Consider the following 13,405-nt stretch of genomic DNA (forward strand, 5'->3'; position numbering starts at 1 on the left):
AGTTCACATTGCAGGTCCGGGGTGCGTTGGCCACAAGCAGGCGTCCCAGCCCGAAAGGCGAGAAAGGTCAGGACTGCGAGGTCCGGAACTCGAGGTACCGGCTGAAGGCTTCGTGGCTGTCGGGGGTGAAGCGCCACTCCAGCAGGGCCGACCGCAGCTCCGGCTCGGTCAGCCAGCCATGCCAGGCGACCTCGTCAGGATCGGCGGCGACCGTGTCCGGCACCACGGCTTCGTGCACGCCGAGCCAGTGAGGGCTCACACCGCTGCGGTTGAGGAAGGTGAACAGCAAGCGCGGCAGCACACGAAGGCCCAGCTCTTCGGCCAGCTCGCGCGCGGCGGCCTGTTCATAGGACTCACCGACATCCACGGCACCACCGACCTCGACCTCGTAGAGCCCGGGGAAGCGCGACAGCTGCTCCGACCGTCGGTGAACGAGGATCCGTCCACGCTCATCACGACACACCGTCACGGCGACACGGTGCAGCCACCCCTCCCGGATGGCCTGTCGGCGGCTGACCACCACCCCCAGCACGCCATCTTGATCGTCGACACGCTCCACCAGTTCATCCACGACGCACACCCTGGCAGAGCCCACCGACAACGCCGCTTCCCGGCGGCTCGCGGAACCGGACCGAGAGCGCCTGCGCAGGGAGGCCGGACGCGCGATAGCTGTCGTGCACATGCGACACCTGTTGCGCTCAGGCGCAAGCAGCCATTCAGGTGGCATGGAACACTTTTGCAAGCGTCTGCTTGCAAAAGTTAGCAGGGTAGGTGCAGCATCGAAGCATGGCATCACTCAACGTCGGCAATCTCGGTGAGTACCTGCGCGAGCAGCGGCGCACCGCGCAGCTGTCCCTGCGGCAGCTCGCCGACGCTGCCGGGGTGTCGAATCCGTATCTGAGCCAGATCGAGCGCGGCCTGCGCAAGCCCAGCGCGGACATCCTCCAGCAGCTGGCCAAGGCGCTGCGGATCTCCGCGGAGACCTTGTACGTGCAGGCCGGGATCCTCGACGAGCGGGAGCGGGACGAGCTGGAGACGCGCGCCGTCATCCTGGCCGACCCCTCCATATCCGAGCGGCAGAAGCACGTCCTGCTCCAGATCTACGAGTCCTTCCGCAAGGAGAACGGGCTCGCGGTGGACGACGGTGCTGCCGGACAGCCCTCAGAGCACGAACCGAGCTGACAAGTACAGAGCTGACAAGTACAGAGCTGACAAGTACAGAGCTGACACGTACAGAGCTGACACGTACGGAACGACCCGCGCAGACGCGCACAGACACGTACAGACACATACCGAACTGATCCGGGAGGACCACAGTCATGGCCATCACCGATGACCTGCGCAAGACCCTCACCGACCCGACCCCCCTCTACTTCGCGGCCGGTACGGCCGACATCGCCGTGCAGCAGGCCAGGAAGGTCCCGGCGCTGATCGAGAAGTTCCAGACCGAGGCACCGGCACGTATCGACGCGGTGCGCAACACCGATCCCAGGACCGTTCAGGACCGGGTGGCCACGCAGGCCAAGGAGGCGCAGGCCTCCGTCTCCGCGAAGTTCACCGAGGTGATCGGCACGTTCGACACCGATCTGAAGAAGCTCGGCGAGACCGCGCAGGACCTGGCGCTGCGGAGCATCGGTATGGCTGCCGAGTACGCGGTCCGGGCGCGTGAGACGTACGAGAAGGTCGCCGAGCGCGGTGAGCAGTCCGTACGGCAGTGGCGTGGTGAGGCGGCCGACGATCTCGTCCTGTTCGGCACGGTCACCGAGTCCAAGGCTCCCGCCGGGCCGAAGGCCGGGTCGCGGACCGAGCCCAAGGCGGAGTCGAAGGCCGGGCCCAAGGCCGAGGCCAGGATCGCTCAGCCCAGGACCGCCCCGAAGCCGGGCCCCAAGCCCGCGCCGAAGACCGTGAAGTCCGAGGCCAAGCCGGTGGCCAAGCCCGCGGCGGCCAAGAAGACCAGCACCACCCCGCGTAAGGCGACGGCGAAGAAGACCACGCCGCCCGCCGGGAAGTAGAGCGCCGCACTGGAGCGGAAGAGTACGAGTTCAAGAGTTCAGAAAGAGTCCAGAAGTTCAGGAGTGGCCGGGGGAGCGGGCCGGGCATCTTCTCGGTGCCCGGGTCGTTCTCCCGGTAGCGTGGCCGCGTTGATGGCCGGTCTAACAGGCGGTGGGCACAGTGCTGATGCAGGGTTTCGCGGGATTCATGTCGCTGTTGAGTTTGGCGCTGATCCTCTTCAGTGGCTTCGCGCTGGTGGACGCGGCGATCCGCCGTGAGGACGCGTACCGGGCCGCGAGCAAGCAGACCAAACCGTTCTGGCTGATCGTCCTGGCCATCGCGTTCGTCGTGAACTGGCTGTTCTCGATCCTGTCGTTCCTGCCGGTCATCGGGCTGATCGCGACCATCGTCTACATGGTGGACGTGCGCCCCGCGGTGCGGCAGATCACCGGTGGTGGCGGTCGCCGGGGCGGCGGCTCCAGCAGCGACGGGCCGTACGGTCCGTACAACGGCGGGCGCTGAGCCTCAAGAGCGACGGCGGGCGCCGGGCCCGACTACGGCGGGGGCCGACCCGGCCGGCGGCTCAGGCGTCGCCGCGCCTGCGTTCCAGGAGCAGGACCGCCACGTCGTCCGTCAGCTCGTCGCCGTTCAGGTCGCGGACCTCGGCCACCGCCGCCTCCAGCAGGCTCTCGCCGCGCAGCCCCGCCGTCAGCTGCCGGTCGATCATCTCGACCATGCCGTCCTGGCCCAGGCGCTGGGTGCCCTGGCCGATACGGCCCTCGATCAGGCCGTCCGTGTACATCAACAGGTTCCAGGCGCCGCCCAGTTCGACCTGGCGGCGTGGCCAGCGGGCGCGCGGCAGCAGGCCCAGGGCCGGGCCGCCGTCCTCGTACGGGAAGAGCTGCGCCCTTCCGTCGCTGCGGGAGATCAGCGGGGCGGGGTGCCCGGCCAGGCAGAGTCCGGCCCGTTGTCCGTCCGGTGCTATGTCGACCGTGCAGAGCGTCGCGAAGAGCTCCTCGCTCTCCCGCTCGTGTTCCAGGACCTGCTGGAGCGTGCTGAGGAGTTCGTCCCCGGACAGCCCGGCGAAGGTCAACGCCCGCCAGGCGATGCGCAGTTCCACTCCCAGGGCCGCCTCGTCGGGACCGTGGCCGCAGACGTCGCCGATCATCGCGTGGACCGTACCGTCCGGGGTGCGGACCACGTCGTAGAAGTCACCGCCGAGCAGGGCGCGGGAGCGGCCGGGGCGGTACCGCGCGGCGAAGCGCAGGTCCGAACCCTCCAGCAGCGGCGTCGGGAGCAGACCGCGCTCCAGGCGGGCGTTCTCCTGGGCGCGCAGCCGGGACTCGGCCAGTTTGTAGTGCGCGGTGTCGGCGCGCTTGCGCTCTACCGCGTACCGGACGGTCCGGCTCAGCAGACGGCTGTCCAGCTCGTCGCGGAGCAGGTAGTCCTGTGCCCCGACCCGGACCGCGTGGGCCGCGCGCTCGACATGGCCGGACGGGGCCAGTGCCAGTACGGCGTGGCAGGGCGCGAGCTTCAGGACATGGCGCAGTACGGACAGCTCGTCGTCCTCGTCCGCGCCCGGCAGCGCCAGGTCCAGCAGGATGCAGTGGACGTCGTCGGTGAGCAGCCGCTCGGCCTCGGTGAGGTTCCGCGCGGTCCGGATGCGTACCCGGGTTCCGGCAGTGTCGAGCAGCTCCGGGACCGTGAAGGTGCCCGCAGGGTCGTTCTCGATCACCAGCAGCGTGAGGTCGGTGCTGCCGGTGGTGTCCGGTCCCCTGGTCTGGTGGGGCAGAACGGCCTGACCGCTCTCCATCGCTTCGGTTTCCTTCCCTCCCCCCGAGGGCAGTGGGGCGCCAGTCGACGCCTCACCAGACGGGGACCATAGCGGTTAGCGCGGCCCCAGCGGAATGGCGCCTCGAAAATCGCCGGGGTCATATGCCGCCTCCTGGCCCGCATCCGGCGGTTTGTCGGTGGTCGGGTCCATGACGAACGTCACTCCGCGGCCGGGCGGACGCGGGGTGACGGACGACACGGGGGTGATGTCGGACGCACCAGGAGGTGCGGTCGGACACAGGGACACAAGGACACAAGGGACACAAGGACACAAGGGACACAGGGACACAGGGACACAGCGGACGGCAGGGGAGAGCGGCGGTCGTGCCGGACGGTGCGGCTGCGTCGGCGGTGCGGCCGCGTGGCCGGGCGGCGGACGGGTCCTGGCCGCCGCCCCGCCTACGGACGGCGGTTACCCGCCGGGCCGGGCAGCGGCTACTTGTCCGGCCGGACGACGCCCAGGATCGGCATCGAGCCCGCCCCGCCGATCGTGATGTCCCTGCCGGGCCGTGGCGCGTTGATCATCGCGCCGTCGCCTATGTACATCCCGACATGGGTCGCGTCCGAGAAGTAGATGATGAGGTCGCCGGGGCGCATGTCCTTCACGTCCACGTGCTGCAACTGCTTCCACTGTTCCTGCGAGGTACGCGGAATGGGATGGCCGGCCGCCGCCCACGCCTGTGAGGTCAGCCCGGAGCAGTCGAACGATTGCGGGCCCACCGCGCCCCACTTGTACGGCTTGCCGATCTGCGCCGTGGCGAACTGGACGGCCTTCTTGCCCTGGGCGCTCGCCTTGTTGTTGATCTCCTTCAGGATGCCCGAACTCAGCCAGGCCGTCTGGGCCTTGTACTGCTGCTCGTCCTCCAGCTTGCGGAGCCGTTCGCGTTCCTTCTTCGCCAGGCTCGATTCGAGCTTCTTGGCGGCGCTGATCTTCTGGTCGATGTCCTTCTTGGTCTTCGCCTGCTTCTTGCGGTTGGACTCCAGCTTCTGCCACTGGTCGCTGGCGTCCTGGGTGTACGTCTTCAAGTCCTGCTGGGTCCTGTCCATTTCGGCCAGCAGGTTCTTCTGTGCCTGCTGCCCCGCGCGCAGCCGGTCGGCGCCGTCCAGGAAGTTGTCCGGGTTGCCGCTGAGCATCAGCTGCGCGGCGGGCGGCAGTCCGGCGTCCCGGTACTGGGCGCGGGCCTCGGCGCCCGCCTGGGTCTTGAGCTGGTCGATCCTCGCCTGACCCTTGACGATGGACTTGGCGAGTTCGACGATCTGCGACGACTGCTTCTCGGACTGTTCCTTGGCGAGGTTGTACGCGTCGGTGGCGGCCCCGGCCTTGCGGTAGAGGTCGTCGATCTCCTTGCGCACCTCTTCGAGGCTCTTCTTCGACGACGGCGCCTTGTGGGAGCCGGAAGAGCCGGAAGTGTCCGAAGAGCCGGAAGTGCCCGAAGAATGGGGCGGCTTGGGGGCGGCGTACGCGGTCGTCGGTACGGTCAGCGCGGTCAGTCCGCAGACCAGTGTGATCGCGGCGGCGGCACAGCGGCGTCGGTTCACGAGCTCCCCCTCCAGAGCTGATTTACCGTCAGTAACTTAGGTGACGTTGGCGCGATATTGCCATGCCCTGCGCGAATGCGACAGAGGTGTACAACAACTCCCCAGCCCCACCCGTGTTCCTGCGCCGCATCAGCCTTCGTGCGGTGTCTCTGCTTCGTCCGACGAACGGCACCCGCCCCAGGTTCCCGACGGCCCGCCGGATACCTCGTACGTGGTGCCGGATACCCCGTACGTGGTGCCGGTTGCCCCGTACGCGGTCCTGGTTACCCCGTACGTGGTGCCAGCGCCGCCCAGTCCACCGTGACTTCGCCCTGGCGCCACCGGCGGACATCGTCCGTGAGCGGCCAGTCGGTGGTGAGGGAGCGCGCCGCGGTGATCCAGCGCTGCCGGGCGCCCAGCGAGGCGTACGGCGCCGCCGCCGCCCACGCCCGGTCGAAGTCCCGCAGGAAGGCGTGCACCGGCTCACCGGGAACATTCCGGTGGATGAGCGCCTTCGGCAGCCGCTCCGCGAGGTCGGACGGCTGGTGCAGCGAGCCGAGCCGGGTCGCGAACGTCACCGTGCGCGGGCCGTCCGGTCCGAGCGCCACCCAGACCTGCCGCCGCCCGATCTCGTCGCAGGTGCCCTCGACCAGCAGCCCGTCCGGCGCCAGCCGGGCGCACAGCCGCTGCCACACGGCGGCGACCTCGCCCTCGTCGTACTGGCGCAGTACGTTCGCCGCCCGGATCAGCGACGGGCTGCGGCCGTCCAGCGGCACCTCGAAGCCGCCGTGCCGGAAGGACAGCCCCGGCTGCTCGTACGGCTTCGCCGCCGCGACCCGGGCCGGTTCGATCTCGATGCCCACGACCTCGGCGGCGGGAGCGGCCCCACGCAGCCGCCGGAGCAGTTCGACGGCGGTCCAGGGGGCGGCTCCGTACCCCAGATCCACCACTACGGGGTCGTCCGAGCGGCGCAGTGCGGGGCCGTGCACGGCGGCGATCCAGCGGTCCATCCGGCGCAGCCGGTTGGGGTTGGTGGTCCCGCGGGTCACAGCGCCGACGGGGCGTGCGCCGGTGGGGCGAGGGGCGGGCGGGGTCATGGGACGAGGGTATGCGAGGCGTGTCATGGTAATGATTCGGCAAAGAGGAAATGCGGGGCGGTGTTCTGCTGTTCCACACCTCTGAAGGGGACGGGGCAGGTACGCGTGCCCTGGCGTAGACCGTGCCCGCGCGAGGAGAGGACCGTCCACGTGAGCCAGTACGTGTCCCGGCTCGGCGGCCGGATCACGGGACCCGCGCGACCCCCCAGGCTGAAGTTCGCCGGGCATCGCAAACCGCGCAGGATCGCCATGCTCAGCGTGCACACGTCCCCCCTGCACCAGCCCGGCACGGGCGACGCGGGCGGGATGAACGTCTACATCGTCGAGCTGGCGAAGCGGCTCGCCGCGATCAACATCGAGGTCGAGATCTTCACCCGCGCCACCACGGGCGGCCTGGCGCCGCTCGTCGAGCTGGCGCCCGGTGTGCTCGTACGGCACGTGGACGCGGGCCCGTACGAGGGCCTGGCCAAGGAGGAGCTGCCGGCCCAGCTGTGCGCCTTCACCCACGGCGTGATGCAGGCCTGGGCGGGCAACCGGCCCGGCCACTACGACCTCGTGCACTCGCACTACTGGCTCTCCGGCCATGTCGGCTGGCTCGCGGCCGAGCGGTGGGGCGCGCCGCTCGTCCACGCCATGCACACCATGGCCAAGGTGAAGAACGCCGCGCTCGCCGCGGGCGACAGCCCCGAGCCCGCCGCGCGGGTCATCGGCGAGACCCAGATCGTGCGGGCCGCCGACCGGCTCATCGCCAACACCGCGGAGGAGTCCGACGAGCTGGTCCGCCACTACGAGGCGGAACGGGGCAAGGTCGCCGTCGTCCACCCCGGTGTGAACCTCGACCGCTTCCGCCCCGGCGACGGCCGGTCCGCCGCCCGCGCCCGGCTCGGCCTGCCGCGGGACGCGTTCGTACCGCTCTTCGCCGGGCGCATCCAGCCGCTCAAGGCGCCGGACATCCTGTTGCGCGCGGTGGCGGTCCTGCTCGACCAGGATCCCTCGCTGCGGACGCGGATGGTCGTACCGGTGGTCGGCGGTCCCAGCGGCAGCGGTCTCGCCAAGCCGGAGGGCCTGCAGAAGCTGGCCGCGCGCCTCGGTATCGCGGACATCGTCCGGTTCTGTCCGCCGGTCGGTCAGGATCAGCTCGCCGACTGGTTCCGGGCCGCGTCCGTGCTGGTCATGCCGTCGTACAACGAATCCTTCGGGCTGGTCGCGATCGAGGCCCAGGCGGCCGGTACGCCGGTGGTGGCGGCTGCGGTCGGCGGGCTGCCCGTCGCCGTACGGGAAGGGTCGACCGGTTTCCTGATCCCCGGGCACGACCCGACCGCGTACGCGGCGGCGCTGCGCCGCTTCATCGACAGCCCGGAACTGGTCGACCGGATGGGCGGCGCCGCGGCCCGGCACGCCGGACGCTTCGGCTGGGACACGGCCGCGGCGGCGACGGCCGAGGTCTACACGGCCGCGATGCAGGAACACCGCCGTCGCGTACGCTCGCATCATGGCTGATGTGCGACAGGTCATGGAGCAGGCGTTCGAGGATGCCGAGCTGGAGTGGGAGAGCCCCGAGCCGGGCTCCTACGTGGTGAAACTCCCCGGCACCCGGAAGCTCTCCACCACCTGCTCGCTGATCGTCGGCAAGCACTCGCTGTCGGTCAACGCGTTCGTGATCCGCCACCCCGACGAGAACGTCGCGGCGGTGCACCGGTGGCTGCTGGAGCGGAATCTGCGGCTGTACGGGGTGAGTTACGCGGTCGATCAGCTCGGCGACATCTATCTGGTCGGGAAGCTGCCGCTGTCCGTGATCACACCGGACGAGATCGACCGGCTGCTCGGATCGGTCCTCGAAGCGGCCGACGGGCCCTTCAACTCGTTGCTGGAGCTGGGCTTCTCGGCGGCGATCAAGCGGGAGTACGCGTGGCGGGTGTCGCGGGGGGAGTCGACGCGGAACCTGGATGCGTTCACGCATCTGACTCGCGGGGCCGAAGACGCGGGCGCGGAGGGCTGAGGCCAGTGCTTTCGGGGCGCCGCCCCCATCCAAGCCCCTCCGGCGATTGAGGAGCAGGGGTCCGGGGGCAGAGCCCCCGAAAGCTCGCCGCAGGCGCCCGCCCGCTTCGCCCCTGCACGACCCTTCCCCGCCCTGCGCCCCCCATGGCATGCTCACCGCCAACGCATGTATGAACTTCGTTCACATCCATGGAGGTTGGCTCGTGGGGAACAACATGGCGGACAACGTGGCGAACAACGTGGCGAACATCAGCAGACGCACACTGCTCAGCACCGCGACAGCCATCGCGGCTGCCACCGCGGCTGTTACCGCGACGGGAGGAACCGCCATGGCCGTACCCCGTGGAGGGACCCCCTCCGGAGGACGTACTCCGGTCACCCCCCTCTGGCGCGAGTTCGCCCGGACCCCGTACACCCACCCCCAGATCCCGTACATCGGCCGCGCCGGACGCCGTACCGGCGGCGAGGCCCGGTTCCCCCGGCGCCCCGTCGTCGCCGACGTGACGGACCACGGTGCGACGCCCGACGGCTCCACCGACTCGGCGCCCGCGATCAACCGTGCCATCGCCGCTGCCGGCGAACGCGGCGGTGGCACGGTCCTCGTCCCCGCAGGGACCTTCCGCATCGACGACCTCATCCGGATCGGGCACAGCAACGTCGTTCTGCGCGGCGCGGGCAGTGGCCGCACCAAGCTCTACGCGACGAAGAACCTCACCGAACTGATCGGCCCGTACGGGTCCCGGTACGGCGGCGACAAGTCGTCGTGGTCCTGGGCGGGCGGGCTGATCTGGCTCTGCCCCGAGGCGCGCTTCGCGTCACTGACCGCCGCCATCGAGGCCGCGACCTGGCCCTTCGAGGGGTGGACGGGCAACAAGCGCGACGAGTGGCGCACCCTCACCACCGTCGCTCCCGCCCGGCAGGGCGACCGCACCGTCACCGTCCGGGACGCGGCACGGCTGCGCCGCGGCGATCTCGTCCTGCTCCGCCTCGCCGACGACGCCGACCACACGCTCCTGGAGCACATGTCGGGCGGCGGCCCGGGGCCCGAGGCGTACTTCTGGGACGACAAGACCAAGCTGACCTCGTACGTGCCGTACGAATGGCCGGTACGCATCACCGCCGTCCACGGCCGCAAGGTCACCCTGGAACGCCCCCTCCCGCTGGACGTCCGGCCCGAGTGGGACCCCCGCCTCACCACCCATGTGGCGCCGCTGACCGGGTCCGCCGTGGAGGGGCTCACGCTGGAGGCGGTCCTCACCCCGCAGTCCCAGCACCTGCTCGACAAGGGGTACAACGGCGTCGCCTTCCAGTGCGCCTACGACTGCTGGGCCGACGACGTCGTCGTCCGTAACGTCGACAACGGCTTCGGGCTGGTCGCGGCGTCCGCCACCACGCTGCGCCGCACCCGCGTCGAGGGCCGCGGCTCGCACCACCCGTACTTCTGCCGGGAGGGCTCGCACGACAACCTGGTCGAGGACTTCGCCATCGCGCAGCGCACCGTCCCGGCCCCCGCGGGCACCCAGTTGCACGGCATCAACGTCGAGGGGCTGTCCAGCCACAACGTCTGGTCGCGGGGCGTGATGGAGATGGGCACCTTCGACTCGCACCGGGGGCTGCCGTTCGCCAACGTCCGTACCGACATCACCGTGAACAACGACGGGCGGCACGGCGGCGACGACTCGGCGGGACCGCTCTTCGGCGCCCGCTTCACGCACTGGAACATCCGGGTCACCAACGGCCGCGAGGGCCTGATGAAGATCGACGGTCTGGCCCCGTACAGCGCGAGCGTCGGGATCAGCACGGTCAGCCCGTTCGGCCAGATCGACGTACCGGACTTCACCGGCGATCTGCACTCCCGCCTGGAGGCGTACGGGGCGCCGGAGTCGGTACGTCCGGTCAATCTGTACGAGGCCCAGCGCGGCCTGCGCTGATCCGGGACGTTCGGACGCACAGCCGAGAGCGCTTGCCGCACGACCGGGAGCGGCCCGATCCGGGACGACGGGGTCGGGCCGCTCCTGATGCGGGGTGGGGGGAACGGCGTGCGGGGGCTCGGCTCGTACTACGCCTGCGACCGCTCCAACTCGCCTTCACGCGTGCCGCTTTCGAACGCGGCACGCTTCCCCGGAGTGAGGGCGGCAGCGACCTCGTTACGCCGAACCGTGGCCGGCAAGGCTCTACTGTGTCGCGGTGAACAACAGCCCTCTCGTCGGCCGCACCGTCCGCCTCGTGCCGCTGTCCACCGACCACGCAGAAGCCCTCCTGCCCTCCGCATCCGACCCGGAGGTATGGCAATGGATGCCCCGGCCGCGCCCTGAAAGCCTGTTACAGATGCGCGCGCTGCTCAGCCGGATGACAGCGGATCCGTCCAGGCGGTGCTTCGCCGTGCAGCGCTGTGACGACGACGTCGTGATCGGTTCGACCAGTCTGTACGACCTCGACCTGGCCGAGAGCCGCGCTGAGATCGGCGCGACCTGGTTCGACCGTTCCTGCTGGGGAGGTCCCTACAACGCCGAGTCCAAGCTGCTGTTGTTCGGCCATGCCTTCGACGACCTGCGACTCGCCAGGCTCGCCCTGCGCACCGACAATCTCAACCTGCGTTCCCAGCGCGCCTTGACCGGCCTCGGCCTGGTCCACGAAGGAACCCTGCGCAGTCATATGCGGCGTCAGGACGGAACCCGCCGCGATTCGCTCTACTACAGCCTGCTCGCAGACGAGTGGCCCACGGTCCGCGACAAGCTGCGCGCCAGGGTCGCTGCCAAGAGGGCCCGCTGATCCGTCTGGTCCGGCTGGTCCGTCTGCGATCCCTCTGGTCCCTCTGGTCCGTCTGGTCCGTCTGGTCCGTCTAAGCAGGCAGCGTGTCCGGGGACCGGACGCCGAGCCACTGCTCGGCGCCGTACTCCTCGTACCGCTGCACCTCGGTGAACCCCAGCTTCGCCGCGAGGTGCATCGAGCGGGCGTTGGCGGTCTGGGTGATGAGTACCACCGGCTCGCCGGGAAGTGCGCCGGTGAACCAGTCGAGTGCCGCTGTGCACGCCTCGGCGGCGTACCCATGTCCCCAGGCCTCCGGCAGGAACAGGTAGCCGAGTTCGGCCTCTCCGGCATCCGGACGGACCTGGCTCCGGTGCTCCGCGTCGCGCCGGTTGAGCTCGATCATGCCGATCATCGCTCCGTCGAGATCGGTCACGAACAGGCCGGGACGTCGCCGGGGTGCCTCAGGCACCGTGCGTTCGAGCTCATCACGCGATCGGTGGCCACCGATGTAGGTGCCCACCTCCGGCGAGGCGAACAGCTCGATGAGCGCCGCACGGTCCCGGGCCTCGGGCTCACGGAGCACGAGCCGTTCGGTCTTTATCGGGGCGGGTGGCCAGGCGACGTGTCCGAGTCCAGTCATGGCGGGCAAGTTATCGCACGTCCGCAGGGCAGGAGCGTCTGAACCCGTCGGCCTCAGCTGCCAGTAGGATCCCGATGCCGTCGAACCGGAGCAACTACTCGACCGGCGCACTCACCACGGCGGCGCCGTTCTGCTCGGCCGTTGCTGCCGTTGCTGCCGTTGCTGTAGTGGTCGTCGTGGCCGCCGTGGCCGCCGTAGTTGCCGTCGTAGCGGGGGACTTGGGCGAGACCACCAGATGCGGCTCCGGCGGCAGGTTCCGCATCAGCAGCCAGTAGCCGACCGCCGCGGCCGTGCCCAGGACGGCGCAGGTCGCCCAGAGCCACTCCGCCCCGTACCGGTCGATCACGAAACCGGAGAGCAGCGGCGCGACCAGGGCCGCCACGGCCCAGGACGTCGAGTACATGCCCTGGTAGCGACCGCGTCCATGGACGGGGGAGAGGCGGACCACCAACCCTGTCTGGGTCGGTGCGTTGACGATCTCGGCGAGGGTCCAGACGCAGACCGTCAGCGCGTACAGCCCGAGGGAACCGGCGAACGCGGTCAGCCCGAATCCGTAACCCGCCAGCACCGAGGAGATGATCAACAGGCGGCGCGGGTCCCGGTGTTCGATGAAGCGGGTCACCGGGATCTGGAGGACCACGATCAGCACACCGTTGACGGCCACGGCCATCCCGTAATCGGCGCTGCTGAAGCCCGCCTTGCCCATCGCCACCGGGAGGCCCACCGAGGCCTGTTGGAAGATCAGCGCGACCACGAAGGACAGGCCGACGACGCTCATGAAACGGCCGTCGCGCAGGACGGTCCCCAGCCGGACCGCCGACTCGGTGGCCTGTTCCACCGCCGTACGGACCGGCCGCGACTCCGGCAGCTTCAGGAAGACCACGACGGCGCAGACCAGGGTCAGCGCCGCCTCGCCGAGGAAGCCCGCCAGATAGCTGTACTGGGCGACGAAGCCCGCGAGCGCCGAGGAGACCGCGAACCCGAGGTTGATGGCCCAGTAGTTGAGGGAGAACGCGCGCACCCGGTCCTGCGGCTTCACGATGTCGGCCATCATCGCCTGCACGGCCGGGCGCGAGGCGTTCGACGCCATGCCGACGAGGAAGGCGACGCCCGCGATGGCCACCGGGTCGTGCATGAAGCCGAGCAGCGCCACCGAGAGGGCTGTCGAGACCTGCGCGACGAGGAGCGTGGGGCGCCGCCCGAGCCGGTCCGTCATGACCCCGGCGCCGAGCGACGAGGCGACCCCGCCGAGGCCGTGCAGGGAGGCGACCAGGCCCGCGTACGAGGCCGAGTAGCCGCGGTCGAGGGTGAGGTAGAGCGCCATGAAGGTGGCGACGAACGCGCCGAGCCGGTTGATCAGGGTGCTGGTCCACAGCCACCAGAACTCCCGGGGCAGACCGGAGACGCTCTCCCGTGCGGCGCGTCTGAGACCGGTGAGACCGGCGGTACGACCGGCTGTGGACGGCATTGGGCTTCCCCCAGGACAGATACATGTAAGTGGCGCTACGAACTCTGGGAGGTTACGTGCGCGCGCGTCGCGCCCGCCACCCGATTGACGAGGGCCGTCAATCCTTCT

The 13,405-nt window shown here is 70.0% G+C and carries 13 protein-coding genes; 7 read left to right on the plus strand and 6 right to left on the minus strand.

Annotation, left to right across the window (positions count from 1 at the left end):
• Nucleotides 1-67: 67 nt before the first annotated feature.
• A complete protein-coding gene (locus tag NBY69_RS12985) occupies nt 68-571 on the minus strand; it encodes an NUDIX hydrolase (protein ID WP_374211267.1) in 504 nt (167 codons plus the stop codon).
• Between the two features lie 215 nt (nt 572-786).
• On the opposite strand from NBY69_RS12985, the gene NBY69_RS12990 reads away from it, so the two are divergent.
• From NBY69_RS12990 to NBY69_RS13000, 3 genes are all read left to right on the plus strand, one after another.
• Nucleotides 787-1,182, plus strand: a complete 396-nt coding sequence (locus tag NBY69_RS12990; RefSeq protein ID WP_250300983.1) for a helix-turn-helix domain-containing protein — start codon at nt 787-789, stop codon at nt 1,180-1,182.
• Nucleotides 1,183-1,319: 137 nt separating this feature from the next.
• On the plus strand, nt 1,320-2,012 hold the full coding sequence (locus tag NBY69_RS12995; protein ID WP_250300984.1) for a hypothetical protein: 693 nt from the start codon (nt 1,320-1,322) through the stop codon (nt 2,010-2,012).
• A gap of 160 nt (nt 2,013-2,172) precedes the next feature.
• Nucleotides 2,173-2,514, plus strand: coding sequence for a DUF2516 family protein (locus NBY69_RS13000; RefSeq protein WP_250300985.1), 342 nt, complete (start codon nt 2,173-2,175; stop codon nt 2,512-2,514).
• Between the two features lie 61 nt (nt 2,515-2,575).
• On the opposite strand, the gene NBY69_RS13005 is transcribed toward NBY69_RS13000, so the two are convergent.
• The 3 genes from NBY69_RS13005 to NBY69_RS13015 form a co-directional block, all read right to left on the minus strand.
• Nucleotides 2,576-3,805, minus strand: coding sequence for a PP2C family protein-serine/threonine phosphatase (locus tag NBY69_RS13005; RefSeq protein ID WP_250300986.1), 1,230 nt, complete (start codon nt 3,803-3,805; stop codon nt 2,576-2,578).
• 455 nt (nt 3,806-4,260) lie between these two features.
• On the minus strand, nt 4,261-5,364 hold the full coding sequence (locus tag NBY69_RS13010; RefSeq protein ID WP_250300987.1) for an NlpC/P60 family protein: 1,104 nt from the start codon (nt 5,362-5,364) through the stop codon (nt 4,261-4,263).
• 263 nt (nt 5,365-5,627) lie between these two features.
• On the minus strand, nt 5,628-6,440 hold the full coding sequence (locus NBY69_RS13015) for a class I SAM-dependent methyltransferase (RefSeq protein ID WP_250300988.1): 813 nt from the start codon (nt 6,438-6,440) through the stop codon (nt 5,628-5,630).
• 150 nt (nt 6,441-6,590) lie between these two features.
• On the opposite strand from NBY69_RS13015, the gene mshA reads away from it, so the two are divergent.
• From mshA to NBY69_RS13035, 4 genes are all read left to right on the plus strand, one after another.
• Nucleotides 6,591-7,940 carry a D-inositol-3-phosphate glycosyltransferase gene (gene mshA / locus NBY69_RS13020; protein WP_250300989.1) on the plus strand — a complete coding sequence of 450 codons (1,350 nt, stop codon included), beginning with the start codon at nt 6,591-6,593 and terminating at the stop codon, nt 7,938-7,940.
• A complete protein-coding gene (locus tag NBY69_RS13025; protein WP_250300990.1) occupies nt 7,933-8,439 on the plus strand; it encodes a YbjN domain-containing protein in 507 nt (168 codons plus the stop codon). The genes mshA and NBY69_RS13025 overlap by 8 nt, the downstream gene beginning before the upstream one ends.
• A 214-nt stretch (nt 8,440-8,653) precedes the next feature.
• Nucleotides 8,654-10,369: a glycoside hydrolase family 55 protein gene (locus NBY69_RS13030; protein ID WP_250301345.1), complete on the plus strand. Its 1,716-nt coding sequence runs from the start codon at nt 8,654-8,656 to the stop codon at nt 10,367-10,369.
• Nucleotides 10,370-10,625: 256 nt separating this feature from the next.
• Nucleotides 10,626-11,210 (plus strand): GNAT family N-acetyltransferase, encoded by a 585-nt coding sequence (locus NBY69_RS13035; protein WP_250300991.1) that lies wholly within the window; start codon nt 10,626-10,628, stop codon nt 11,208-11,210.
• A 70-nt stretch (nt 11,211-11,280) separates the two neighbouring features.
• On the opposite strand, the gene NBY69_RS13040 is transcribed toward NBY69_RS13035, so the two are convergent.
• Complete coding sequence (locus NBY69_RS13040) at nt 11,281-11,829, minus strand: GNAT family N-acetyltransferase (protein ID WP_250300992.1); 549 nt, start codon at nt 11,827-11,829, stop codon at nt 11,281-11,283.
• A gap of 94 nt (nt 11,830-11,923) precedes the next feature.
• Complete coding sequence (locus NBY69_RS13045; RefSeq protein ID WP_250300993.1) at nt 11,924-13,297, minus strand: MFS transporter; 1,374 nt, start codon at nt 13,295-13,297, stop codon at nt 11,924-11,926.
• Nucleotides 13,298-13,405 lie beyond the last annotated feature (108 nt).

It is taken from the genome of Streptomyces sp. A 4/2, assembly GCF_940670765.1.
Lineage (GTDB): Bacteria > Actinomycetota > Actinomycetes > Streptomycetales > Streptomycetaceae > Streptomyces.

Coding starts and splice junctions, on each gene's coding strand:
- NBY69_RS12990 (WP_250300983.1), top strand. CDS start 787: ATGGCATCACTCAACGTCGGCAATCTCGGTGAGTACCTGCGCGAGCAG.
- NBY69_RS12995 (WP_250300984.1), top strand. CDS start 1,320: ATGGCCATCACCGATGACCTGCGCAAGACCCTCACCGACCCGACCCCC.
- NBY69_RS13005 (WP_250300986.1), bottom strand. CDS start 3,805: ATGGAGAGCGGTCAGGCCGTTCTGCCCCACCAGACCAGGGGACCGGAC.
- NBY69_RS13015 (WP_250300988.1), bottom strand. CDS start 6,440: ATGACCCCGCCCGCCCCTCGCCCCACCGGCGCACGCCCCGTCGGCGCT.
- NBY69_RS13025 (WP_250300990.1), top strand. CDS start 7,933: ATGGCTGATGTGCGACAGGTCATGGAGCAGGCGTTCGAGGATGCCGAG.
- NBY69_RS13030 (WP_250301345.1), top strand. CDS start 8,654: ATGGCGGACAACGTGGCGAACAACGTGGCGAACATCAGCAGACGCACA.
- NBY69_RS13040 (WP_250300992.1), bottom strand. CDS start 11,829: ATGACTGGACTCGGACACGTCGCCTGGCCACCCGCCCCGATAAAGACC.
- NBY69_RS13045 (WP_250300993.1), bottom strand. CDS start 13,297: ATGCCGTCCACAGCCGGTCGTACCGCCGGTCTCACCGGTCTCAGACGC.